18 protein-coding genes are annotated in these 24,225 nt (G+C 72.3%); 9 read left to right on the forward strand and 9 right to left on the reverse strand.

Features of this window, described 5'->3' with window-relative positions:
- Positions 1–50: 50 nt before the first annotated feature.
- Positions 51–419: an ArsR/SmtB family transcription factor gene (locus AB4Z18_RS17900; RefSeq protein ID WP_441784118.1), complete on the forward strand. Its 369-nt coding sequence runs from the start codon at positions 51–53 to the stop codon at positions 417–419.
- Entirely contained in the window at positions 416–910 is a 495-nt protein-coding gene (locus tag AB4Z18_RS17905; protein WP_441784119.1) for an SRPBCC family protein, read from the forward strand. The genes AB4Z18_RS17900 and AB4Z18_RS17905 overlap by 4 nt, the downstream gene beginning before the upstream one ends.
- 12 nt (positions 911–922) lie before the next feature.
- Here the strand turns inward: AB4Z18_RS17905 and AB4Z18_RS17910 are convergent, their stop codons facing one another.
- Genes AB4Z18_RS17910 through AB4Z18_RS17940 form a run of 7 tightly spaced genes read right to left on the reverse strand, consistent with a single transcriptional unit; the run spans position 923 to position 10,289 of the window.
- Positions 923–1,684 carry an alpha/beta fold hydrolase gene (locus AB4Z18_RS17910; RefSeq protein ID WP_441784120.1) on the reverse strand — a complete coding sequence of 254 codons (762 nt, stop codon included), beginning with the start codon at positions 1,682–1,684 and terminating at the stop codon, positions 923–925.
- A 49-nt stretch (positions 1,685–1,733) separates the two neighbouring features.
- Positions 1,734–3,584 carry an MBL fold metallo-hydrolase gene (locus tag AB4Z18_RS17915; protein ID WP_441784121.1) on the reverse strand — a complete coding sequence of 617 codons (1,851 nt, stop codon included), beginning with the start codon at positions 3,582–3,584 and terminating at the stop codon, positions 1,734–1,736.
- Entirely contained in the window at positions 3,581–5,497 is a 1,917-nt protein-coding gene (locus AB4Z18_RS17920) for a hypothetical protein (RefSeq protein WP_441784122.1), read from the reverse strand. The genes AB4Z18_RS17915 and AB4Z18_RS17920 overlap by 4 nt, the downstream gene beginning before the upstream one ends.
- A gap of 34 nt (positions 5,498–5,531) precedes the next feature.
- Complete coding sequence (gene gtfA, locus AB4Z18_RS17925; RefSeq protein ID WP_441784123.1) at positions 5,532–7,049, reverse strand: sucrose phosphorylase; 1,518 nt, start codon at positions 7,047–7,049, stop codon at positions 5,532–5,534.
- Positions 7,046–7,903, reverse strand: coding sequence for a hypothetical protein (locus AB4Z18_RS17930; RefSeq protein WP_441784124.1), 858 nt, complete (start codon positions 7,901–7,903; stop codon positions 7,046–7,048). Before AB4Z18_RS17930 ends, gtfA begins: the two co-directional genes overlap by 4 nt.
- A complete protein-coding gene (locus AB4Z18_RS17935; RefSeq protein ID WP_441784125.1) occupies positions 7,903–8,802 on the reverse strand; it encodes a hypothetical protein in 900 nt (299 codons plus the stop codon). Before AB4Z18_RS17935 ends, AB4Z18_RS17930 begins: the two co-directional genes overlap by 1 nt.
- On the reverse strand, positions 8,799–10,289 hold the full coding sequence (locus AB4Z18_RS17940) for an FGGY-family carbohydrate kinase (protein WP_441784126.1): 1,491 nt from the start codon (positions 10,287–10,289) through the stop codon (positions 8,799–8,801). Before AB4Z18_RS17940 ends, AB4Z18_RS17935 begins: the two co-directional genes overlap by 4 nt.
- A gap of 86 nt (positions 10,290–10,375) precedes the next feature.
- Between AB4Z18_RS17940 and AB4Z18_RS17945 the strand changes: the two genes are divergently transcribed.
- The 7 genes from AB4Z18_RS17945 to AB4Z18_RS17975 all read left to right on the forward strand — a co-directional run bounded on the left by AB4Z18_RS17945 (position 10,376) and on the right by AB4Z18_RS17975 (position 20,455).
- Positions 10,376–11,224, forward strand: a complete 849-nt coding sequence (locus AB4Z18_RS17945; protein WP_441784127.1) for a DeoR/GlpR family DNA-binding transcription regulator — start codon at positions 10,376–10,378, stop codon at positions 11,222–11,224.
- Positions 11,224–12,513 carry a 3-oxo-tetronate kinase gene (gene otnK / locus AB4Z18_RS17950; RefSeq protein ID WP_441784128.1) on the forward strand — a complete coding sequence of 430 codons (1,290 nt, stop codon included), beginning with the start codon at positions 11,224–11,226 and terminating at the stop codon, positions 12,511–12,513. Before AB4Z18_RS17945 ends, otnK begins: the two co-directional genes overlap by 1 nt.
- Positions 12,510–13,163, forward strand: a complete 654-nt coding sequence (locus tag AB4Z18_RS17955) for a class II aldolase/adducin family protein (RefSeq protein WP_441784129.1) — start codon at positions 12,510–12,512, stop codon at positions 13,161–13,163. The genes otnK and AB4Z18_RS17955 overlap by 4 nt, the downstream gene beginning before the upstream one ends.
- 82 nt (positions 13,164–13,245) lie before the next feature.
- Positions 13,246–15,267 (forward strand): ABC transporter transmembrane domain-containing protein, encoded by a 2,022-nt coding sequence (locus AB4Z18_RS17960; protein ID WP_441784130.1) that lies wholly within the window; start codon positions 13,246–13,248, stop codon positions 15,265–15,267.
- The gene (locus AB4Z18_RS17965) at positions 15,248–16,990 is read left to right on the forward strand and encodes an ABC transporter ATP-binding protein (RefSeq protein ID WP_441784131.1); all 1,743 of its coding nucleotides are present in this window, start codon (positions 15,248–15,250) and stop codon (positions 16,988–16,990) included. The genes AB4Z18_RS17960 and AB4Z18_RS17965 overlap by 20 nt, the downstream gene beginning before the upstream one ends.
- Positions 16,987–18,831: a protein O-GlcNAcase gene (locus tag AB4Z18_RS17970; RefSeq protein ID WP_441784132.1), complete on the forward strand. Its 1,845-nt coding sequence runs from the start codon at positions 16,987–16,989 to the stop codon at positions 18,829–18,831. Before AB4Z18_RS17965 ends, AB4Z18_RS17970 begins: the two co-directional genes overlap by 4 nt.
- Positions 18,832–18,871: 40 nt before the next feature.
- Entirely contained in the window at positions 18,872–20,455 is a 1,584-nt protein-coding gene (locus AB4Z18_RS17975; protein WP_441784133.1) for a stealth family protein, read from the forward strand.
- Positions 20,456–20,556: 101 nt separating this feature from the next.
- Here AB4Z18_RS17975 and AB4Z18_RS17980 read toward each other — a convergent pair whose 3' ends face one another.
- Together AB4Z18_RS17980 and AB4Z18_RS17985 are read right to left on the reverse strand one after the other, a co-directional pair.
- Complete coding sequence (locus AB4Z18_RS17980; protein ID WP_441784134.1) at positions 20,557–21,480, reverse strand: phosphodiesterase; 924 nt, start codon at positions 21,478–21,480, stop codon at positions 20,557–20,559.
- Positions 21,481–21,561: 81 nt separating this feature from the next.
- Positions 21,562–24,105, reverse strand: coding sequence for a glycosyl hydrolase 2 galactose-binding domain-containing protein (locus AB4Z18_RS17985; RefSeq protein ID WP_441784135.1), 2,544 nt, complete (start codon positions 24,103–24,105; stop codon positions 21,562–21,564).
- Positions 24,106–24,225: the final 120 nt, after the last annotated feature.

Consider the following 24,225-nt stretch of genomic DNA (forward strand, 5'->3'; position numbering starts at 1 on the left):
TGAGGATTGCGGGTTGCGCGAGTTGCAGGCGGCGCGTAACGTACAACCACATGGTTGTAGATGAGATGACGGATGCTGAGGTCGATCGCATCTTCCAGGCCCTGGCGGATGCGACACGGCGGGACATCGTCGCGCGGTCGCTCCAGGGGGAGCACTCCGTGAGCGAGCTCGCCCGGCGGTACGACATGAGCTTCGCGGCGGTGCAGAAGCACGTCGCGGTGCTCGAACGGGCGGGGCTCGTCCACAAGCGCACCCGTGGGCGGGAACGCGTGGTGTCCGGCGACCCTGAGACCATCCGGCGCGCGTCGCGACTGCTCGACGCCTACGACGAGCTCTGGCGCCGTCGCGATGTGGCGATCGACGGCATCCTCGCCGCGGAGAACGAACGCACCACCGAACACGAGAGGAACGGACGATGACCTTCGTCGAATCGAACAAGGACGTGGATGCGCTGACGCTCACGTTCGTCACCGAGTACGCCGCACCCCAGGAGCGCGTCTGGCAGCTGTGGTCGGATCCGCGCCAGCTGGAGCGCTGGTGGGGACCGCCGGAGTGGCCGGCCACCTTCGAGGTGTTCGAGTTCGAGCCGGCTGGACGCGCCACCTACTACATGACCGGACCGGACGGCACGAAAGCCCGCGGCTGGTGGCGCTTCGTCGCCATCGAGCCGCCCGCGCAGCTCGCGGTCGACGACGGCTTCGCGGACGACGACGGCAACCCGGCGCCCGGCGAGCCGGTGCGGATGACGACCACGCTCGAGGAGAGCGACGGTCGCACGCGGATGACCCAGGTATCGCGGTTCGCCAGCGTCGACCAGCTCAACGAGATGGTCGCGATGGGCATGGAGGAGGGCCTGCGCCTCGCCCTCGCCCAGATCGACGACCTCCTCTCCGCCGACGTCGCCCGCTGACCGTCCCGCAGGTCAGGGGGCGTCGAGGAAGGCCAGGAGGTGGGGGAGGGTGCGGCGCAGAGCGCCGGGGTCTCCGGCGGCGGCCAGGCGCTCCCCGAGGTAGTCGCCGTGGATGCCCGGGACGATGAGGAGCCGCGCATCCGGCAACAGCGACGCCACCTCCACGAAGTGCTCCGCCCGCACCACGTCACGGTCGGCGCCGACCACGAGCGTCGGCGCCGCGATCGACGCCAGCAGCTCGTCGGGGAAGTCCTCGAAGCCGAGCATCAACTGTTGGTCGAGGTCGAACATCCGCCGCGCATGCTCGGGGTCGCGGCTGACCGCGAGGTCGGCGTCCCGGTACGGCGCGGGCAGGTCGTCGAAGGTGCCGGCGGCGAGGCCGTCCCAGAAGCCGTCCACCATCGCCGACCGTCGCGTCGGCGCCGAGGCGGCGATCAGCCGGCGCACGGCGGACGGATGCCGGGCCGCGAGCTGCAGGGCGACCTGGCCTCCGTTGCTGAAGCCCAGCACATCCACTTCGCCGAGCCGCAGCTCGCTCAGCACCGCCGCGACGTCGTCGGCCGAGGCCTCGAAGCTGGCAGGTCGGTCGCCGGGAGTCGTGCGTCCGTGACCCTGCAGTTCGACGGCGAGCACCGACCGGGTCGGTGCGACCAGCGGCAGCAGCAGCCCCCAGTTCGACTCGATCGTCGAACCGCCGCCGTGGATGAGCAGCAGCGGCGGACGCGGCGAATCCGGGTCGCCGTGCCACTCTCGGTAAAGCGGGATGCGTTCCACGCCCGCAGGCTAGCCGAGCGGCCGTAGACGTGTCGAGACCGATCGGACGCTACGCGGGGGCCACCGCGCCGCTCACGGTGTCCACCACCGCGTCGCCCGCCTGCCCGTACCGGACCGCCCCGATCGTCACATCCGCTGCGAGGCGCTGCCGTTTCCGCACATCCGCTGTCGCTCGGACGGCGAACCGCAGCCGAACCGTCTCGCCCGCACCGGCCACGACGGAGCTCGGCTCCGGGTCGCTCCACCCCTCGGGCGTCACCAGCCGGGCGACCACCTCGCGCGGTTCGTCGTAGGCGTTCACCACGACGACCTCGTACTCGAGTTCGGCGCCCGCCTCGACCCGCTGGTAGAACGGCTCGACCAGCACCAGGTTGCCGTCGGCCGGCGGCAGCATCCCGTCGTCGGGCAGCAGTCCGTTGTGGATGGCCGCGAGCTCGTCGCCCTGCTCGGTGAGCAGCTGCAGGTAGTCCTCATCCGCTTCGCGGCCCTGCCAGTGGCCGGTGATCATCAGACCGGGTGCGACCCGGCGGTACAGCGCGGCGCTTTGGATGAAGTCGTCGCGGCGGAAGCGGTTGCGATACTGGTAGTTGAGGATCTCGCGCTGGACGCCGAGCCGGCCCTCCGCGGTCTGCTGGTCGCCCGTAGCCAGCACGCGGACGCCGTCGACCTCGAATTCGAAGGCGGCGGCGTAGAGGGTGTGGCCGGGCAGCTCGTGCGTGACGAACTCGTACTCCCGCCAACGCACCGTCTCGCCGAGGCCGAGCACGCGGTCGGCGGGGATGGGCTCGAACCACTGGCACGGCAGGTCGGTGCGCATCGGGTCGGCCATGATCGGCGCAACGTTCTCGGGAAGCCAGACCTGGGTGCCTTCGACGTCGCGCAGAAGGTTGAGCCCGGCGATGTGGTCGTCGTGGTAGTGCGTTCCGAGCACGACTTCGACCGAGGTGACGCCGAAGTCGCGCTTCAGCGCGGGCAGCGAGGCGAGCCACGGCCGGCGAGCGGCCCGGTCGGTACCGGCCGGCCAGCCGGTGGACATGTCGTAGCCGTAGTCGATGAACAGCGCCGCACCGGAGTCGCTCAGCAGCACGTAGACGCACGAATTCGCAGTGCGGTTCAGGAGCAGATGGTCGGTGAGCCGGACGAAGGGACGCTCCAGCCAGTCGCGCAGATCCCACGGGTTGGTGCGGCGGGAGTCGACGTACTCGCTCATCCGGCTGGCGAGCCGGTCGAGCGCATCCGCCGCGTCGGCCATGGGTTCACCGTGCGAGGGGAGCAGGATGGTCGGCTCCTCCTCCTGTAGCAGCAGGCACGAGAGCACGTTCATCGCCGGGCCCTCGTTCTCGGTGTAGGACCACTGCGTCGCGGCGAGCGACCAGACCTTCCCGGGCGCGTAGATGAGGTCGCCCGTGAACGCGATACGCGCATCCCCGCGATCGATGAGGTAGGTGACCGACCCCATCGTGTGGCCGGGCGTCGGGATGGTCTTGACCTCGACGCCGCCGAAGCGAGCCGTCCTGTATTCAGGAACAGTGCCCGCCACCGGAACCGGGTCGAGCAGCGAGAAGCGGTCCTGCCGCAGGTTGTAGTCGTTGTAAAGCGCGCGCGCCGACCACATCTCGTCGACACGCGCGAACAGGTCCTGCTCGACGGGCGGAACGAAGATCGGGATGCCTGCGGCGACAGCGCGCGGGAGGCCCTGCCCCTGGTCGCGGTGGTGGTGCGTCATCAGGACGGCATCGAGAGTGTCGAGGCCGAGCTCGCCGAGGTGGTCCAGCACGTCACCCGACCCGAAGTCGACGGCGATCGCACCGGAAGCGCCGGCGGCCGGCATCACGACGTACACGTTGCACGTGTCCGCGAACCGGTGCACGCCGGGAGCGACCTCGGTGAACGCGCTCATACGGAGGTGGGCTCCTTCTCGGTGCGGTCGCCGGCGCCGTCGTCGTGGGCAACGGCGGCACGGGCCGCCCGATACTCGCGCCAGAGTTCGGCGATCTCATCCAGGTCGCCGTCGGTCACATCCTCGCGGCTGTTGTCGATGGACTCGACGTAGTACAGCGCGGGAACTCCGAGCTCCGGCTGGATGCGCGCGTACGCGAGCCACTCCTCGCGGTTGGGCATCGGCCACTGGTCGGTGTCGATCGGATGGTCCGGAAGCGCAGCCGCCGCGATGTCGTGGCGGAACCGCAGCTGGTCGCCGACGGGCACCGGCTCCCCGTGCACCGAATCCTCGAGCACGTCGTTGAGGCGCACCATGTCGGTGACGTCCGAGAACGAGGGGTGGATGGTGTGGGTGACGACGAGCGCATCCGGCTTTTCCGCCTTCGCCGCGTCGTGGATCGTCTTCACGATCGCGTGCAGGGCGCTGATGCCCCAGACGCCGTCCGCGTGCGTGCGGAGGGTCACGCCGGAGGGCGCACGCTGGGTGAAGTCGACCTTGAAGCCGTCGGCGTCGAGTCCGTCCGGCGACAGCATCCGCGTCACCTGCTCGGCGAGGGCCTCCAGGTAGGCGGGGTTGGAGGGGTCGACGGCGACCGGACGGCCGAACGCATCCCGCACGGTCAGCTCCGCCGGCAGCCCGGCCGGGTCCCACGCCTTGAACCAGAGCAGGACGCGCTGCCCGGCCGCATGCCGTTCGTCGATCCAGCCGCGCAGGTCGGGCCACTTCTCGGTGTCGACCGTGTTGGTGCCGTAGTCGGCCTGCCAGCGGTCGTCGATCACGACGGTCCCCGGGTGGATGTCGCGCTCGGCCAGGCGGCGCAGCCACCGGTCGTACAGGTACTGGCGCGCCAGGTCGGGTGCGAACGCGGCGCCTGCCGGGAGGACGAAGCCGTCGGCGTTGTCGGTCGCGAGCGCCTCGCCCTCGTGGCTCATCCGGACGGCGAGCGCGCACTGCGCGCCCCAGCCGCAGAAGATCGGCTCGTGCCACCAGTCGGCGGACTCGCCCGGGGCGGGGGCCCAGCCGCGCTCAGTGAGGTCGTCGCGGTAGTCGCGGATCGCGGTGAGCGGCGCGCCCGCCGGCCGCAGCACGAACTCGGGCGACACCCATCCCCCTGCGCGCACCCGGGTGTGCCCCTCGTACGTGAGCCGCAGCAGGAAGCCGCCGTCGATCACGTCGTAGCGGTACGTCGTGAAGCTGAGCTGTCCGATCGGGGCGACCACGGAGACGCCGAGCCAGTCGCCGACCGGCATGTCGGTCGGGCCATGCGGCGCGTCCGGCGAGATCGACGGGCGGCCCAGCGCGAAGACGAGCGGCGGGGGCGAGAAGATGCCGTGCAGGCGGCCGGGCTCCGCATCCCCGACGACGCCGAGCTGCGCCTGGGTGTTGGAGAGGCGGACCACCTGGATGGGCTCGGTCGGCGTCGGCACGAAGACCGACGGGAAGCGGATGCCCGAGCGGAAGGTGCCCGCGGCGCCTGACGGGAGGGCGGCCTGGCCGCCGAACATGGTCAGGTCGGTCAGGCGGGCGTCGTCGTCCTCGGTCGTCACCTCGACGCGTGCACGCACCTCCTGCGGCGTGCAGTGCAGGACGACCGCCTTCGTCGCCCAGGCGCTGGAGTCGGTGAGCACGGTGACGCGCACCGAGCCGTCCGGCTGCTCCTCGACGGTGACGGCGGTGGGGCCGGACGACTCGTCCGGCAGGCCGACCCGGTCGACGCTGGCGACGAGCGAGAGGTCGCTCCAGAGTTCGCCGTCGGGCCCCGCGATGGTCGCGCGGGGCCGGGTGAGTGCGACGCCGAGCGTATACGCCGGGGCGACGAGCACGACCTCGGTCGTGCTGCGGGTGACGGTGATGTCCTGAATGGTCTGCATGGTCCTCGGGGTGGGGGAAGGAGGCGAGGGAGGGTCAGAGCGCGCCGAGCGCTTCGACGGTGTCGATAGTGAGCGGGTCGGCGGTGAGCGCGCCGGCGGTGAGCGGGTCGGCGGTGAGCGGGCCGCCGGTATTCGTGGTGCGGATGGTGAATCGGGGTTCTGGGGCGAACGAGACGTGCAGGGTGGCACGCGCGTCGCCGAGCGTCCACTCGAGTTCGAGCGAGCCGTCGGCATCCACACGGTAGCCGAACTCGCCCCGGAAAGCCGGATGCGCCGACCGCAATCGCACCAGCGCGAGCTGCGCCCGTGCGACGTCGCTCGCAAGCGCGGCATCCAGCTCGTCCTGCGTGTAGCGGTGACGGTTGACGTCGCGGCCCTGACCCGTCTGCTGGAACAGGGCGATGTCGTCCAGGCCGCCGAGGAGCCCCACGTAGTAGAGCTGCGGCTTTCCCGGCAGCCACAGCTGCACGGCGCGGGCGAGCAGGTAGCTGCGGGCGTCGCCGCTGAGGGCGGAGAGGAAGGTGGCGTTGATCTGGTGCGGGAGACTCGTCCACGCCGGGATGACGGACGCGAGCGTCGAGTGCCCGTTCGTGGCGACGGTCGCACGCTCGAAGATCGCGGCCATCTCATCCTGGTCGATGAGGCCCGGGCGGTCGCCGGAGGGCCCGGCGTCGATGATGCCGATGCCGTCGTGCGTGTCGAGCACGGTGATGGCATTCTGCGGGCGGATGCGCAGCCACTCGGCCAACCGGTCGGAGGTTCCGGTGCCCAGACTGTGGAGAAGGAGCGGGGCCAGCGCGAAGTCGTAGACGTAGTCGACGAGCGGTGCGATGGCGAGCTGCTGGCTGTAATGCGCGTGCACCTCGACCAGGACGCGCAGACCTTCACCGCGGGCCAGACGGACGATCTCGCGCACGAACTCGAGCGTCTCTGGCGTCATGAAGCTGTCGGTCCCCGGCGTCTTGACCGCGTAGCCGACAGCGTCGAGCCGGACCGTCGTCACGCCGCCCGCCCGCAGCGTCGCCAGCGTGGTCCGCAGGTATTCGCGGGCCCGGTCGTTCGCCACGTCGAGGTCGACCTGGCTGGGCATGAACGTGGTCCACACCAAGCGTCGGGTGCCGTCGGCCATCCGGTACGCGGTGAACGGCAGTCCCGGTCGCGGGCGGTAGAACGCGGTGATCTCCGCCTCCGATGCGCCGTCGGGAAAGACGGTGTCGAAGGTGAGGAACATCCCGTCGTGCGCCGACTCGTGGCCGAGGGCCAGCCAATCCACGAACTCGGCGGACTCGCTGGAGACGTGGTTGACGATCAGGTCGACCGTCACTTCCCGTCGCTCGGCGATCGCGCGGACGTCGTCCCAGGTGCCGAGCCGCGGGTCGACGGCGCGGTGGTCGATCGGGTCGAAGCCGGCGTCCGCACCGTCGAAGGGCACGAAGAAGGGAAGGATGTGCACGCCGGCGAAGTCGCGCAGCGGACCGTCGAGCAGTGCGCGCAGTCGCGGCAGGTCGCCGCCGAGGCGGTCGGCGTAGGCGAGGAGGTCGACGCCGGTCACGACGTGGCCGCCGGGGATGTCGCCGTCGGTGTCGGTGCCGGTGCCGCGGCCGGGGAGGTTCCGCCGGACCCGGGATGCGCCGGCCGGTTCGCGCTGGCGTCCGGCTCTCCCGGGTCCGACGGGGTCAGAGCCTCCGCGAGCCGAGCGACGCCGCCGGCCGGGGAGGTGAGGACGGGGATGTCGACGCCCGCCGACTCGGCGGCCGCCGCCATGGACGCCTGGGCGAGGACGATGACCGTCGCGGGCTCGGCGCCGGCTGCGGGGTTCGCGGCGTCGCGCACGGCGTCCGCGATGAGGCGGTCGTGGCCGGCCTGATCGCCGGCGGCGCGCGCAGCGGCCGCACCCTCGACGACGGAAGCGGTGACGGTCGCGTCCACCCCCTGCGCCGCCGCCTCCCGCTCGATCAGTCGCGTGGTCGGTCCGAGCGTCGCGGTGTTCGTCGCGAGCACGGCGATCCGCCCAGCCCCGATCCGCCCAGCCAACAGCTCCTGACTTTTTCCGGGGCTCGACGGCGTGTCGGACGGAGAAACTAAGGAATCGATTGCTTGGGCGGCCATGGCGGCGTCGACGCGGATGACCGGGACGGAGCGCGGGAGGGTGGCGGCAGCCTCCTCGGCGGCCTCCCCGATCGACGAGCAGGTGACGAGGATGGCGTCCGCACCCGACTCGGCAAGGTGACGCAGGTGGGAGGCGACGCGCTCGCGCACCGCCGGGGTGACGCCCTCGGCGATGGCCGTCTCCAGCATCCACGCGTCGACGACGTGCTCGCGCGCGACACCGGGCACGGCCTCCGCGACGAGTGCGTCGAAGGTGGGCGCCAGCGCGGGGACGGTGTGCAGCAGCCCGGCGATCATCAGGCCTCCTGCCACGGACGCGCGTGGCGGTCGACCACGTCGATCAGCGCTTCGAGGCGCGGCACCGAGAGCTCCCGGAGGGCGGACGGCACGTCGTCGCGGCCGACCACGTCGCTCCACAGTGCACGACCGGCGAGGAACCCGCTCGCACCGGCACGGCACGCGGCCTCGACGGCCGGCAGGAACGCCGGGCGGTCGACGCCCTGCGACAGCACCACCCACGGCCCGGTGATGGAGGCGTTCAGCCGCTCGCTGGCATCCCGCTGCTCGGTCGCGCTCCCGGTGCCCGACATCGGCACCTGCACCTTGTAGAGACTCTGGCCGAGCGGCGACAGCTCGGCGGCGGCCTCGCGGATAGCGACGTCGAGATCCCACGTTCCGGCATCCAACTCCTCCGGCGTCGCACGGACGACCGGCTCGAGCACCGAGAGGACACCGCGCGCACGACACTCGGAGACGAACCGCTCGACGAGACGCACGCGCTGCTCGCGCTTGGCGTCACGGCGCCAGATGATCAGCAGCTTGAGGGCGGAGACCCCGGCCAGGTCCGTCTGCGTGAGCACGACTTCGTCCAGGGCGGTCTCCTCGACCGGGCCGCCGTCCTCCTGGGTGAGGGCGTCGGCGGCGAGGATGAGGCCGGTGCCGGCGAGGAGCGCATCCCGAACCGCCTCGAAGCCGTAGTGCCGGTCGATCAGGAACCCGGAGGCCAGCGGGCCGAGCGCCTCGGCGACGTCCAGCTTGAACCGGATCAGCACGTCGTCCGCCGGACGCCCCGCTCCGGCGAGGTCGAACATGTGGCGCAGGCTCTCCCGCTGGTCCATCGCGACCATCGCGAGGCCGCCGGACGGGCGGGCGATGGCGTTCAGGTCGAGGGCGGGACGGGAGGTGGTGTCGGTCATGCTGGTTCCTTGTCGTGGAGCGTCGCCGCGGCCACGAAGGCATCCAGCAGAGCCGGATCGCCCGCGGATGCGGCGCTGTCGGCGCTGCGCAGCGGCAGCGTGGTCGTGAGGCCGGTGACGCGGTGGGCGGCCAGCATTGCTGCGCCCGTCGCGACCGGTTCGGCGGCGTCGACCCGGCGGAGGGTTCCGGGGACGAGGCGCTGCTTGAGTCGCCACCAGGCGCCGTTCGCGGCGCCAGGTCCGCCGAGGACGGCGAGCTCGTTGCGGCGCGGGCCGGCGAGGGCGGTCTGGGCCGCATCCATCCACGCCAGCTGCAGCGCGAGACCGGCGAGCACGGCGGTGAGGGTGGCGGCGGGGTCGGCGAGGCGAGTGGATGGGCTGGATGCGGTGGCCGCGCCGTTGCGGGCCGCCAGCTCGACCAGTCTCAGCGTCGCCGACGGATCGGGGGACGGGGACTGGCGCCCGCGCAGGTAGGGCAGCAGGACGGCCTCGACCGCGCCGTCGGCGTGCGCGAGCGCCTGCTGCAGCACGTCGTTCCGGTCGGCCCCGGGCAGCAATTCGGCGAACGCCCATTCGACCAGCGCACCCGCCGTCGCGTTACCGGCGAGCAGGGTCTCGTGCCGCCCGTCGACGGTGCGGGCGAGGCTCATGCCGGTGCGTCGCGCATCCTCGCGGTGGACGCCGCTCACGACGCGGAGCAGGGCCTCCGCGGTCCCGACCGAGTCGGCGGCGTCGCCCGGCTCGCGCACACCGGCCGCCCAGGCGCCGACCGCGTGGTCGTGCCCTGCGGCGACGACCGGGATGCCCGCCGGAAGTCCGAGAGCGGCGGCGGCGCTCGGTGCGAGAGTCCCTGCCGTCTCCCCCGGAAGGACGACGCGGGGGAACCGATCGGGGGTCAGCCCGGCCAGCGAGAGGAGGTCGGGGTCGAACGACGGCGACAGGTCGGCCTCACCGGCGGGGAGCCGGTAGGCCATCGTGCGCGCCGCCAGCGTGTGATCGGTGACCGCTTCGCCGGTGAGGGCGGCGATCACGAGCCCGTCAGCGCCGAGCCAGCGGGCGTCGGCGAGTCGCGCATCCCCGTCGTCGGCGAGGCGCAGCCAGTGGGTCAGGGGCGACTTGGCGGGCATGGGTACGCCCGTCGCGGCGTACAGCGCTTCCGCACCGGCGACGGCCACCAGGCGGTCGGCCGTGGACGTGTCGCCGTCGGCCCAGCGCAGCAGGTCGCCCCGGGGGTGGCCGTCGGGAGCGGTGAGGCAGCCGGTCTCGCCCATCGACGCAACTCCGATGGCCGCGATCGGGTGCGGGCTGTCGGCGGCGACCTCGCGGATCGCGCCGAGCACGACCGCCTGCAGCCCCGCGCCGGTCGTCGGCGTCGGCACGGTCAGCGTCCGCTCTTCGCGTACGCCGTCGCCGAGCACAGCCAGCACCACCTTGGTATTGGTGGTGCCGACATCCACGCCGAGAGCGGCGGCACAAGCGGGGGTCACTGCTCTATTCTGTTCACTTCTGAACATTCGCGTCAAGATTTGTGCGTTTGTTGACAAGCGCTTGGAGCAGCCGGTTGGATGGACGCGTGCGCTACACCGATGCCCCCGCCCGTCGCGAAGAGCTGCTCCGCCGGCTCTCCGCGGAGGGCTACGTGTCGTCGTCGCGCGTCGCGGAAGAGCTCGGCGTCTCGGAGATGACGATTCGCCGCGACCTCCGCCAGCTCGAGGCGGACGGCTTCGCGAGGCGGGTGGTCGGCGGCGCGAGCCTCCCGAACCTGGGCCACGGCCTCCCCTTCGACGAGCGCGCCGTCACCGGCAGTGGCGAGAAGCGCGCCATCGCCGAAGCCTGCCTCGACCTGCTCGACGGCGCGGTCACGGTCGCCCTCGACGCGGGCACGACGGTCGCACCCCTCACCGGGATGCTGCGCGCGGGCACCACCATCGTCAGCCACTCGGCGCCCGTCATCCAGGCCGCCATCGAACGCGACGACGTCGAGCTGGTCGCGATCGGCGGCGTCTACCAGAACGAGACGCGCAGCTTCGCGGGCGCGACAGCCCGGCGAACCATCGCCGACTACTCGGTCGACGTCGCCGTGCTCTCGGCGACCGCCGTCGACACCTCCGGCATCCTCTGCGCCAACGCACTCGACGCCGAGCTGAAGCAGGAGCTGACCCGCGCCGCCCGCACCACGGTGCTGCTGGTCGACCATTCCAAGCTCGGCGCGCGTGCGCCCATCCGGGTCGGCGGCCTCGACCTCGTGGATGTGATCCTCACCGATGCGGGCGCCGACCCCGACGACCTGCAGGCTCTTCGCGATGCCGGCGCGACGGTCGTCGTCGCGGGCGAACACGCGCAGCGGGCTGCGTCGCGACGCGCCGTCGCGCCCTCCCGTGCCCCCGCCGTCATCGACGAGACGGGGGTCGGCGTCTCGTGATGCGGCTCGGCGCTGTCGCCGACGACGTCACCGGAGCCTGCGACCTCGCCGGCCGGGTCGCCGAGGCGGGGCTCCCGGCGAGCGTGCTGCTCGGGACGCCCGCGGCTGACGACCTCCCGCTCTTCCCGTCCGACGGCTCAGGATGCGCGGTCGTCGCGCTCAAGGTCCGCACTGCGCCGGTGGATGCGGCGGTCGCTGCCTCGACCGAAGCCGCACGCTCCCTCCTCTCCGCCGGAGCGACCCTGCTGTACCAGAAGTACTGCTCCACCTTCGATTCGACCCCGACCGGCAACATCGGCCCGATCGCCGATGCACTGGCGACCGAGGCGGCGAACGCGGCTGGCCGAGGCGGCGCCGTGACAATCGGCACCCCCGCGACTCCGGGAGCCCGCCGCACGCAGTACCAGGGCGTGCTGTTCGCCGACGGCATCCCCCTCGCCGAGTCGCCGATGCGCGATCACCCGCTGACGCCGATGCGCGACTCGAACGTCGTCCGGCTCCTGACACCGCAGACCACGGCGCCCGTCGGCCTTGTGCGATGGGAGGACGTCAGGCGTGGCGCGGCGACGATCGCCGCCCAGGTCGCCGACGGGCACACCCTCGTGGATGCGCTCACCGAGGACGACCTGGACCTCGTCGCCGACGCCATCCTCCGCGTGGCCGGAGAGCGGCCTGTCGTCGCCGGCGGCGGTGCGGGCGTCGGCACCGCGCTGGCGCGGATCGCGGTGGGATCCGCGACCGCGCACGCCGCTGCTGCGCTCCCCCGAGTGCCCGTCACCGGCCGCCTCATCCTCGCGGGCAGCGCGTCCGCCGCCACGCGCCGACAGATCGCGGCTTTCGGTGGCGAGCGCCACGTCCTCGACCCCCGCGATCTGGATCGCGACCCCCGCGCCGTTCTGCGCCTTCGGGATGCACTGGCCGCGCGAGACGACCGGCTCGCGCCCGTCCTCATCCACGCCTCGCCCGACGTGGCGACTGCCCAGCGGGAACTCGGCGCGGAGCGGGCGGCTGCGCTCCTGGAGAGCGCCCTCTCCGAGCTCGCCGCCTTCGCCGTCCACGAGCTCGGCTTCAGCCACCTGCTGGTCGCCGGCGGCGAGACGTCGGGCGCCGTGACGACTCGGCTGGGCATCACTCGCCTGCAGATCGGAACGCAGGCGGCTCCCGGCGTTCCGTGGGCCGTGGCGACGAGTGTTGCAGCAGACGAACGCCGCACCATCGCCGTCCTCCTGAAATCAGGCAATTTCGGCGCTGCCGGCCTCTTCACCGACGCCTGGGAGGTCGCGCCATGACCCGCCTCGATGACGACGCGCGAGCCCGCGAAGCCGAAGCGCGTGCCGCCGTGGTTCGCGCGTGCCGGCACTTCTCGGCCGCAGGCCTCTCGCCGGGGAGCTCCGGCAACGTGAGCGTCCGCGTCGGCGCCCGCATCATCGCGACCCCAACGGGGTCGTCATTGCGCTCGGTCACCGAGGCCGAGCTCGCGGCCACCCCCTCCGATAGGCAGGATGCGCCACGACCCACCAAGGAGCTCCCGCTGCACGCGGCCATGTATGCCGCGCATCCCGAGGCCACCGCCGTTGTCCACCTCCATTCGCCGTACGCCACGGCGATCGCCTGCCTGCCGCCCGACGACAACGGCTATGCGCGGTTGCCACCCCTCACGCCCTACCGGGTGATGCGGCTCGGCGATGTGCCGCTGGTCCCGTACGCCCGGCCCGGCAGTTCCGAGCTGGCCGCAGGCGTCGCGGCCGCGGCGCCCGGGCATCCCGTGCTGCTGCTGGGGAACCATGGGCCGGTCGTGGCCGCACCGACCCTCGACGCGGCGATCGATCTGGTCGAGGAGCTCGAGACGGCGGCCCGGCTCACCCTCCTCCTGAAGCAGGCCCCGGCCGTCGCCCTCGACGCGGCCGCGATCGCCGAGCTGACCCCGCCGGGCCGCTGAGCGCCACCCCCGCTACACACGCCGCACCGCACTCGCGCCACCTTCCTTCCCACTCCCGCTCGATCCCCCTCAGGAGCACCTCGTGTCCAGCGTCCGCGCTGCCCGTCCGTCCGCCTCGCGACCGCCGTCGTCCCGCACGCCGCGCGGCTCGCACATCCCGTCCGCCCGGCCCTCCGAGAAGCACCTCTCGTCCGTTCCGCGGTTCCTGCTGTGGCAGGCGGCCCGGCAGCCGGCGACGCTGACGGCCGGCGTGCTGTTCGGCGTCGTGTGGATGCTGTGCCAGGCCGTCTGGCCGTACCTTCTCGGCCGTGCTGTCGACGAGGGCGTCTCCGGCGACCCGGCCCGGCTGTGGGTGTGGTGCGCCGCTCTGCTGGGCGTCGCCATCGTGCAGGCGGTAACGGGGATGCTGCGGCACCGAATGGCCGTCTCCAACTGGCTGCGGTCGTCGCTCGGCGTCGCGCGGCTGATCGGCTACCACTCCGCCGAGACCGGTCCTGCCATCACCGCCACCACCTCGTCCGGCGAGATCGTCGCGACCGTGAGCACCGACTCCCTGCGGCTCGGCGCACTGTTCGAGGTGACCGCCCGCCTCGCCGGCGGCGTGGTCGCATTCGCCGTCGTGTCGATCATCATGCTGAACGCCTCGGTGCCGCTCGGCCTCGCCGTCGTCATCGGGGTTCCGGCCGTCGCCCTGCTCCTCGCCCTCCTGCTCCGGCCGCTCCGCGCACGGCAGGCCGCCTGGCGCGAGGAGGCCGGAGGGCTCACCACCCTCGGCGCGGACACCGTGGTCGGGCTCCGCGTGCTGCGCGGCATCGGCGGCGAGCAGGAGTTCGTGGACCGGTACGCGCGGCAGTCGCAGCGCGTGCGTTCGGCGGGCGTGGGGGTCGCCAAGACGCAGAGCTGGCTCGACGGGCTCCAGGTACTCCTGCCCGGCGTCTTCCTCGTGTTCATCGTCTGGTTCGGCGCCCACCTCGCGGTCGACGGCGCCATCACGCCGGGCCAGCTGACGGCGTTCTACGGGTACGCCACTTTCCTCGTCCTCCCCCTGCGCACCGCCGTCGAGGCGGCCCAGACCTTCACCGCCGGCGTCGTCTCGGCTCGCCGGGTGCTCTCGGTGCTGCGCACCAGGCCGGCCGCCCGTGATACCGCCGAGCCGGCGGACGCGCCCGCCTGGGGTTCCGCCATCGAGGACGTCGCGTCGGGCGTCGTCATCCAGCCCGGGCGCTTCACCGCGATCGTGGATGCGGACCCAGACGAAGCCGCCGCCATCGCGTCCCGCATCGGCCGCTTCGACGACGCGGTCCACAGGGAGGCGCCCGTGCTGTGGGGCGGCGTCGACCACACCCGTGTGCCGGTGCGGGAGGTGCGCGAGCGCATCGTCGTCAACGACGCGAACCCGCACCTCTTCGGTGGTCGCCTCCTGGACGGGCTGGACACCCTGCCGGTTCGCGATACGGAGTACACGGATACATCCACGGGCCGACTCCGTCGCGTCTCGGCCGCGCTCGACGCAGCCGCGGCCACCGAGACCGTCGAAGCCCTGCCGGAGGGTGTGCACGAGAGCGTCGCCGAGCGCGGCCGCACGTTCTCCGGCGGCCAGCGGCAGCGGCTGAGCCTCGCCCGCGCCCTGCTCACCGACGCCGAGGTCCTCGTACTGATCGAGCCGACGAGCGCCGTGGATGCGCACACTGAGTCGCAGATCGCCGAGCGGCTGCGCGAGGCGCGCGACGGCCGGACCACCGTCGTCGTCACCGCGAGCCCGTTGCTCCTCGACCGGATGGACACCATCGCGGTCGTCCGGAAGGGGCGCGTCGTCGGAACCGGCACGCACCAGGCGCTGCTGCGTCAGGAGGACGACCTCGGCGACCTGTACCGGGCGACCGTCTCGCGCACCATTTCCGCGGCCGAGCCGGCGGAGGGCGAGGACCTGGACGCCACCTGGACCGGCTCCATCGACGCTCTGTGGACGGCGACGCATCCCGTCTCCGCCCAGCGGCCGGCGGCGGCCTCCGCGAGCAAGAAGGACAACAAGTCCAAGAAGACGAAGGCCGCGAAGGCCAAGCGCACGAAGAAGGGTTCCGGCGATGCTGCTGCCGATCGCTAGCACGAAGACCGTCCGGGCGACGGGAGCCCGGCTCATCCGCCAGCACCGCGGGGGGCTCTCCGTCGTCCTGGCGCTGCACACCCTCGCCGCGGTCGCCGGACTCGCCGGCCCGGCGCTGATCGGCGTGGTCATCGATGGGGTCACCGGCCACACGCTGGCCACGAGCGGTATCGACATGGTCGCGCTCATCCTGCTCGGCGCCATCATCGCTCAGGCGGTGCTGATCCGCTTCGCGCAGCGGCAGTCGATGGTGTTGGGCGAGGGCGTCTTCGCCCAGCTGCGCGAGGAGTTCCTCGCGACCGTCGCCCGCCTCCCGCTGTCGACGGTCGAGGCGGCCGGCACGGGCGACCTGCTCGCACGCACCACCAACGACATCCAGTCGGTGGCGCAGACGGTCCGCTTCGGCGTGCCGCGCATCCTCGTCGCGAGTGTGACCGCCGTGCTGACGGTGGTCGCCGCGTTCCTGGTGAACCCGGCGGTGGCCGTCGCCATGTTCGCCGGCGTGCCCATCCTCGTCGTCGCCGCACGCTGGTACCTGAAACGCTCCGGGCCCGGCTATCAGCGGCAGCTCGCGTCGTACGCCACCCTCGGCGGCACGATCAGCGAGACGGTGGATGGCGTGCGCACCATCGAAGCGCTCAGCCTCGCTCCGGCGCAGCGCGCCAAGATCGACGCCGCGCTGCGGGAGCGTCGCGAATCGGAGTGGTACACGCTGTGGCTGCGCTCCTGGTTCTTCCCGAGCACCGACATCGCATTCCTCCTGCCGGTGATCGTCGTCCTCGTGTGGGGCGCCTTCCTCGTAGGCTCGGGCGCCGCATCCATCGGCGCGGTCACCGCCGTCGCGCTGTACGCCATGCAGCTGGTGGCGCCGGTCGACGAGCTGATCAGCTGGCTCGACGAGATCCAGGTGGGCACCACCGCCCTCTCGCGGATCATCGGCGTCGCGGACGTGCCCGAGGACCGCCACGCGACCGGCGAGCAGCCGGCCGGCGAGCACGTGCTCGCCGAAGACGTGCGCTTCTCGTACCGCGAAGGCACCGAAGTGCTGCACGGGGTGACGCTCGATCTGGCCGTCGGTGAACGGCTCGCGATCGTAGGACCCTCCGGCTCGGGCAAGTCGACGCTCGCCCGGCTGATGGCCGGCATCACGGAGCCGTCGGGCGGCCGCATCACGGTCGGCGGCGTCCGCCTGGTCGACCTGCCCCTCGACGACCTCCGCAGCCACGTCGCCCTGGTCACCCAGGAGCACCACGTCTTCGTCGGAAGCATCGCCGAGAACCTCTCGCTCGCGAAGCCCGGGGCCGGACGCGACGAGCTCGCCCGTGCCCTCCGGGTGGTGGATGCGCTGCGCTGGGTGGCCGCCATGCCGAAGGGCCTCGACACGGTCGTCGGCTCGGGCGGCGTCGTCCTCACCCCGGCCCAGGCCCAGCAGCTGGCCCTCGCGCGCCTGGTGCTCCTCGATCCGCACACGCTCATCCTCGACGAGGCCACGTCGCTGCTCGACCCGACGGCCGCGCGCGACCTGGAGCGTGCGATGAACCGGGTGCTGGAGGGCCGGACCGTCGTTGCGATCGCCCACCGCCTCCACACCGCGCACGATGCCGACCGCATTGCTGTGGTCCGCGACGGGTACGTGGATGAGCTCGGCAGCCACGAGGAGCTGGTCGCCGCGGGCGGCGCGTACGCCGAACTCTGGTCGTCGTGGCACGGAGGCGGCCGATGAGCGGGCTCGCCTGGCGCGGCGTCGTCGAGGGCTTCTACGGCGAGCCGTGGTCGCACGCCGACCGGCTGGCCTGGTTCGAGCGCGGCGGGGCCATCGGCCTCAACCACTACCTGTACGCACCGAAGGACGACCCGTGGCATCGGGACGAGTGGCGGGAGCCCTATCCCGAACCCCGCCTGCACGATCTCGCGGTGCTGAACCAGGCGGCCTCCGAACGCGGTGTCACCTTCGTCTATGCGATCTCGCCGGGACTCTCGATGCGGTTCGAGGACGACGCGGAGCACGAGGCGCTCGCGGCGAAGTGTCGTCAGCTGCTCGACGCGGGCATCCGGTCGTTCGCGCTGCTGTTCGACGACGTCCCGATGGACGAGCCCGAAGCCCTCGGGCGGGCGCACGGGGATGCGGCGGCCCGGTTCGAGCGCGCGTTCCTCCGGCCAGCGGGCATCGAGGAGCCCATCCTGCTCTGCCCCACCGATTACGCCGGCGTCGAGCGGACGCCGTACCGCGTCGGGCTGGCCGAGACGCTCCCGCCCGACGCCCGGGTGATGTGGACCGGCGCGGACATCGTGGTCGGCGAGGTGTCGGCCGACGACATCGTTCAGGCGGTGAAGAGTTACGGTCGCGAGCTCGTTCTCTGGGACAACTTCCCGGTCAACGACTTCGACCGGTCCCGGCTCTTCCTCGGTCCGCTGACCGGCCGCTCGGTCGTGCCGGGCCTCGTCGGGATCGTCGCGAACCCGATGGTCGAGGCGGCTCCCTCCCGCTTCGCACTGCAGACGGTGGCCGAGTGGGCCGCCGACCCTGCGGCATACGACGCGACCGCCGCAGCCGAACGCGCTTATCGGGCGTTGGCTGGCGATGACGACGGTCTCCGCGCCCTCGTGGACGCCTGCAGCGCGTGGCCCCCCGGGGCGCCGCGATGGCTGCGGCTGGATGCGGCGGTCACGGCTGGACGCTTCGACGAGGCCGAGGCGCTGCTCGGCCGGCTCGCCGACACGGAGGCGGGGCCGGGGGTGCCCGCCGAGCTCGCGGAACAGCTTGGGCCGTGGATCGCCGCCGCGCGGGCCGCCGGCACCGCGGGCGTGCTCGCCTGCCGGGTGCTTCGCGGGGCAACGGCTGGCACTGAGACGGAGCACACGGACACCGACGCTGCGGCCCTCCTCGCCGCAGGCCGCGCCCTGGAGGCCGAGTACGCCGACGTCGCCCGCGGCGCCGTGCTCGCCCTGATCGACGCCGCCCTCGAACGCCTCGGGGTGTCGCACCATGTGAGCCGCGGCGATGGCGCACTCGTCGCCGTCATCAGCGGCACGAATCCGGCACCCGGCGACCGCGAGCTCGTGGAGTTCCTGGCCGCCTCCGGGATGCGCGCCCAGCTCGGCGACGACCCGGCCGCCGACCTCATCATCGTCACGCGCAAGGCCTCGGAGGAGGCCGCCCGCACCGTCGCATCCCGAGCGGTGCCGCTGCTCGCCTGGGGGCACCTCGTCCCGCTGGGGCTCGCGTCTGCGGCGGCCGTGCCGCTGTCGGTGGACCGCATCCAGATCTCCGACGCCGACCATCCGGCTGCAGCCGGACTCGACGGGGAGGTCGTCGTGTACCGCGGCCGGTCGAAGGTGACGGTCTCGGACCCGCCGGAGGCGGCGGACGTCGTCGCGCGCGATCCCGAGTCGGGGCGTGCGGTCATCGGACTGACGCCCGCGGGCGCCCGGCTCCCCGACGGCACGGTCGCGCCGGCCGCGCGCGCGACGTTCTTCCTGGCGGCGGACGGGTTCGCCCCCTGGCTCGTCACCGCCGAGGCACGATCGCTGCTCCTCGCCACCGTCCGGGAGCTTCTCGGCTGAGGCGGACGCTGCCGCGGGAGGAGCCTAGAGTAAGCACTGTATGGCTGAGCTTCCTCCCGCATCCCTCTCCGACCAGCCCGAGCCCGTCGTCGTCACGAGCGACACCGGCATCGGCACGCCCCGCTTGTCCCGGGAAGACGTCGTCCTGCGCAAAGGCATGTACACGCTCGTGTCCGGGCCGTTCACCCCGCGCGAGTCGATGATCGAAGACCTCCTCGCGGTGCGCGACGCCCTCGACGACGCAGGGCTCGAGTACCTGCTCGTCCGCGACGACGACAACCGCCTGATCGTGGCGCTCGACCGCCGCAGGCGCAAAGAGGTCTCCGAGGTGCTCGCGGCCGCCTTCGCCGAAGAGCCGTTCTACGCACGCAGCATCGACACGCAGGGCCGGCCGTACGGCGACGCCCTCCTCATCGCCGAAGGACGGCTCTCCCGCCGCAAGGCCGACATCCTGCGCCTGTACCGCCCGCGCCTGGAGCCCATCGGGCGACTCCGCTACGGCTCCGAGACGGCCTTCCAGCTGGAGTTCTGGAAGTTCGGCGACGACGAGATCACCGCGCCGCGCGAGAACGCGCTCATGCGGCCGCGCCTCCCCCGCAACGAGGCGGTCGAAGCCGAGGTCGAGCTCTACGGACGCCGCTGGCGCACCCTGCAGCACATGTTCGACCCGCTGGCCAGCGACGTCGCGTTCGACATCGACATCGTGTTCTCCTGGGTCGACGGTTCCAGCGCCGAATACCAGCGACAGCGCGCCGCCCGGATGGCGGCGTACGTCGTCGGCGAGGGCGACGACAACGAGGCCCGGTTCCGGCAGATCGATGAGCTGAAGTACGCGCTCCGCAGCGTCCACATGTTCGCCCCGTGGATCCGCAACATCTACATCGCGACCGACTCGCCCGTGCCGCCGTGGCTGGATCCCGAGCATCCGCGCATCCACATCATGCGCAGCGAGGACTTCTTCGCCGACACGTCGACCCTGCCGACGCACAACTCGCACGCCGTCGAGAGCCAGCTGCATCACATCCCGGGCCTCTCGGAGCACTTCCTGTACTCCAACGACGACATGTTCTTCGGCCGTCCGCTCTCGCCGGACATCTTCTTCTCGCCCGGCGGCGTGACGAAGTTCGTGGAGGCGGGGACACGGATCGGGCTCGGCGAGACCGATCCGGCGCGCAGCGGCTTCGAGAACGCGGCGCGGGTCAACCGCCGGCTGCTCTGGGAGCGGTTCGGCGCCGTCACCACCCGCCACCTGGAGCACTGCGCCGCGCCCCTGCGCATCAGCGTGCTGCGGGAGATGGAACGGGAGTTCCCCGAGGACTTCCGGCGCACGGCCGCCAGCCCGTTCCGCTCGGCGACCGACATCTCCGTCACCAACTCGCTGTACCACTACTACGCGCTGATGGCCGGGCGGGCCGTGACACAGACGCAGGCGAAGGTGCTCTACGTCGAGACGACGCTGCGGCAGGCGCCGGACATGATGCGCCGGCTGCTGAAGAGGCGCGACCAGGACATGTTCTGCCTCAATGACGGCTCGAAGCCTGAGATCGGCGCGGAGGAGCGCACGCGCATCGTGACCGACTTCCTGGAGCGCTACTTCCCGTTCCCCGCCCCCTGGGAGCGCTGACCCTCGCCACTCCGTCCCCACCGTCGAGTCCGCAAAGACTGCACGCGACACGCCGGTCGGGCGTGCAATCATCGCGTACTCGACGGTGGGACGGTGGGGGCTCAGGTGAGGACGTGGATGGGCTCGGTCGGGGTCTCCCGGCGGGCGGCCGGCGGGATGCGGATGCCGTCCGCGGCGAGGCGGCGGGCCGACTCCGCCGCATCCACGTAGTCGAGGGCCGGGTAGGCGCCGAGCGGCACGACAGAGTGCAGCACCGTGTTCGGGTAGACGTGCACCAGGTTGAAGGCGCGGGCGCCGTCGCGGCCGCGCGTCCCTCCGACCGGCACGGTGAGGTCCTGCGTGTAGCAGCTCGCCGAGGCGACCGACACGGGGATGCCGGCGAACGTCGCCGTCGACGAGTAGTGCAGGTGCCCGGCGAGGATGCTGCGCACGTCGCTGCCCTCGAGCACCTCCCGGAGTTGCGACTGGTCGCGCAGCTCCACCGACACCGCCAGGTCGAGCACGCTTGGGACCGGCGGGTGGTGCATCGCGAGGATCGTGCCCTCCGGCGCCGCCGTCGCGAGCTCGGCGGCGAGCCAGTCGAGCTGCGACTCGCTCACGTCTCCGTAGTGGTGCCCCGGAACCGTCGAGTCGAGCACGATGATCCGCAACCCCCCGGTCCAGAAGACGTCGTCGATCGGCGAGGTCTCGCCCAGCTCATCCCTCAGGCCCTGGCGGAACGACGCGCGGTCGTCGTGGTTGCCCATCACCCAGATGACGCGGGCGCCCATCCGCTCGGCCGCCGGGTCGACGAGGGCGCGCAGCCGCGCGTACGCGTCGGGCTGCCCGCGGTCGGCCAGGTCGCCGGTGAAGACGATCGCCTCGGGACGGCCGCCCGACGCCTCCACTTCGCGGAGGAGAGCGGCGAGGTGCTGCTCGCTGTCGACGGTGCCGTAGAGACGTTCGCCTCCCGCCAGCAGATGCGTGTCGCTGATGTGGAGGAGGAAGTGGTCCGGCCGCGGGTATTCCGCGATTCGCGTCTTCACGGGGCTATCACACCACCTGTGTCTGAACACGGCGTGAACATGCGCGGTGCGCCGCCTGGATCCGCAATCCGTCGCATCCCGTCACCTCACCTCGGTCGGCTCACCGTTCCACACTTCGAGACGCACCGGCAAGTCAGCAGTCGCGGCCAGCGCACGCTCTTCGCCGGGCAGTAGCGGGCGCGGGTCGCCGGCGACGTTCAGGATGCCGTGCTCGCCCGCCGGCCGTGGGTCCACCAGCCGCACGGTGAGCGCGGCAACCGGGCCGGCATTGCGGACACGGACGATCCCGTCGGCCTCGCGGGTCACGTCGAGTTCGGCCTCCGGGACGTCGAACAGGGCGCCGAAGTCCGGACCGGTCGTCGCGAGCATCCGCTCGCGGTCCAGCAGCATCCCGTCCGCGTCCCGCCACTCCGCCTCCCACAGGAAGACGTCCGGCAGCGACTCGACCGGCACGTCCAGGGTCGCCACCGCCACGGGCTCACCCACCGCGGGCGCGACCACCTCGCGGGAGGCCACCGCAACGCCGTCGAGCCCGAGCGCGCGAAGCGTCAGGGCCGAGCCGGCGGGCACCGCATCCTCCGCCCAGAGCCACGCCTCGACCGATGCAGTCCGCTCGCCCGCCCACACCGCGCGGGTGACCCGCAGCGTCGCCCGCCGCCGCTCGAAGGCGCGCGACACCGCGAAGAACGCCGGCTTCGGATCGCCGCGGAAGTCGACCGCCGCCGTGCACCAGGCGTTCGGGTAGCTCTCGTTGAGCTGCCACGGCAGCACCATCGAGCAGCGCGGGGACCGCCGCCTGTCAGCCTCGACCGCATACTGCAGCCCGGTCGCCTGCAACAGGTGGGATGCGCGGTTCAGCGACTCCAGCGTGTCCGGGCGGCCGCCGAACAGCTCCACCACCTGGTCGGCGTTGTTCCACCATTCGCCCAGGTGCCGGTACACCGAGTTGGTGCGGTCGGCGGGCCACCGGTCGCCCTCGGGGACGAGCGCCTCCAGCGAGCGCAGGTTCGTCATCCCCTCGACGCCGAACTCCGTGTGCGCGAGGTTGGTGCCCGCGTTCGCGAGCGTGTACTGACCGACCAGGCCCTGGTGCTCCCACGGGCCGTGGACGTCGTGCTGTCCCTCCGGATTCGCCTGGATGCGGTCGAGCCGGTTGTGGAACTCGGGCCCGGTGGGCGAGGTGGGCAGCCAGCCGCGACCCGCGTCGAGGCGGGCGACCGTGTCCGAGAGCGCGGCGAGCACGGGCGACCGGTCGTCGCTGAGCGGGACGCCTCCCTCGTCGAGTTCGTTGCCGCCGCCCCACAGGAGCAGCGAGGGATGGTGCGCCCGCGTCGGCACCAGCGCCTCCGCCTCCGCGCGCATCAGGGCGACGAATTCGGGGTCCGTGCTCGGTGCGCTCTGCATGCCGGAGCTCGACTGCGAGAACTCCTGCCAGACCAGCAGGCCCAGCCGGTCGCACGTGTCGTAGAAGTGCTCGGTCTCGATCAGTCCGCCGCCCCAGACGCGGATCAGCCGCGCGCCGGACGCCGCCGCCAGGCCGAGCAGATGCTCCACCGTGCGCGGATCGATCGAGCCGAACAGGGTGTCGGCCGGCGTCCAGTTCCAGCCGAGGAGCGGAACCGTCGCACCGTTCACGATGGCCGTGTAGTCGAGGGCGTCGGCGGGAGCACCGGGGTTGGGTGCGAGTTCGGCGGTGCGGAAACCGACCTGGCGCGCGGTGCGGTCAGTCTCGCCCGAGCCGTCGGCGAGCGCGACCGTCACCGTGTAGAGCGGGTGCCGACCGAACGTGTTGGGCCACCACAGCTGCGGGTCCGGGATGCGGAAACTCGCCGCCCCCTCCACCGCGTCGACGGTGAGCTCAGCCATGACGCGACCGTCGATCGACGCGGAAACGGTCACCACGAGAGCCGCCACGTCATCCGCCGTGACGGGCGCATCCCACGCGACGTCGACCATCCCGACCGCGTCCTCGACACGCGAGCGGACCACGACGTCGGCAAGGAGCGCGCGTCCGGTGCGGATGCGCGCGCTCTTCCACACGCCCTGGTGCCGCAGCCGCGGCGAGAAGTCCCAGCCGTACCCGAGCCGCGGCGCGTGGATGCGCACCCGCTCCGTGCGGCCCACCTGCGGCTCCGAGTCGGGCGCGGGATGCACGCGCAGCGCCAGCTTGTGCCTGCCCTCGGCGCGCTTGGCTGCATCCAGCGGCACCCGCAGCCGGTGATACAGGCCGCTCACGGAGCCGAGCAGTTCGCCGTCCCAGTAGACGTCCGCGCCCGGGTCCACTCCGTCGAACTCGAGCACGGCCACGCCATGGGTCGCGGACGCGTCCAGGTCGACCGCCCGCCGGTAGACCCACGAGCGCTCCGCGACCCACTCCGCGGCGCGCGAACCGCGGCCGACCCGAGGATCGGGGAGCTCCCCCGCCCGGTGGAGATCATCCACCACAGCGCCCGGGACCCGCGCCGGCAACCAGCCGGGCGCCGCCGCGATCGCGGCCGACGCCTCCGCGACATTGTTGCCCGCCGCGGGGAGCGGAGCCCCCAGATACCACTCGGCCGTGTCGCCGAGCGCCTCCCGGATGGTCCAGTCGTCGCCGTCGAGGCTGATCGTCGCTGCGGTGCTCACCCTTCGATCATGGCCGATCTGGGATCGATTCCATAAATTTGCCCGAAAGGCTATCGACTGCTCCGGAGCAGAAGATACGCTTTCGTGGTTCGCGCGCTTGGAACCCCAGTCAAGGAGGCC

Source organism: Leifsonia sp. 2TAF2 (genome assembly GCF_052115085.1).
Lineage (GTDB): Bacteria > Actinomycetota > Actinomycetes > Actinomycetales > Microbacteriaceae > Leifsonia.

Coding starts and splice junctions, on each gene's coding strand:
- AB4Z18_RS17900 (WP_441784118.1), top strand. CDS start 51: ATGGTTGTAGATGAGATGACGGATGCTGAGGTCGATCGCATCTTCCAG.
- AB4Z18_RS17905 (WP_441784119.1), top strand. CDS start 416: ATGACCTTCGTCGAATCGAACAAGGACGTGGATGCGCTGACGCTCACG.
- AB4Z18_RS17915 (WP_441784121.1), bottom strand. CDS start 3,584: ATGAGCGCGTTCACCGAGGTCGCTCCCGGCGTGCACCGGTTCGCGGAC.
- AB4Z18_RS17920 (WP_441784122.1), bottom strand. CDS start 5,497: ATGCAGACCATTCAGGACATCACCGTCACCCGCAGCACGACCGAGGTC.
- AB4Z18_RS17930 (WP_441784124.1), bottom strand. CDS start 7,903: ATGATCGCCGGGCTGCTGCACACCGTCCCCGCGCTGGCGCCCACCTTC.
- AB4Z18_RS17935 (WP_441784125.1), bottom strand. CDS start 8,802: ATGACCGACACCACCTCCCGTCCCGCCCTCGACCTGAACGCCATCGCC.
- otnK (WP_441784128.1), top strand. CDS start 11,224: ATGCGGCTCGGCGCTGTCGCCGACGACGTCACCGGAGCCTGCGACCTC.
- AB4Z18_RS17955 (WP_441784129.1), top strand. CDS start 12,510: ATGACCCGCCTCGATGACGACGCGCGAGCCCGCGAAGCCGAAGCGCGT.
- AB4Z18_RS17965 (WP_441784131.1), top strand. CDS start 15,248: ATGCTGCTGCCGATCGCTAGCACGAAGACCGTCCGGGCGACGGGAGCC.
- AB4Z18_RS17970 (WP_441784132.1), top strand. CDS start 16,987: ATGAGCGGGCTCGCCTGGCGCGGCGTCGTCGAGGGCTTCTACGGCGAG.
- AB4Z18_RS17975 (WP_441784133.1), top strand. CDS start 18,872: ATGGCTGAGCTTCCTCCCGCATCCCTCTCCGACCAGCCCGAGCCCGTC.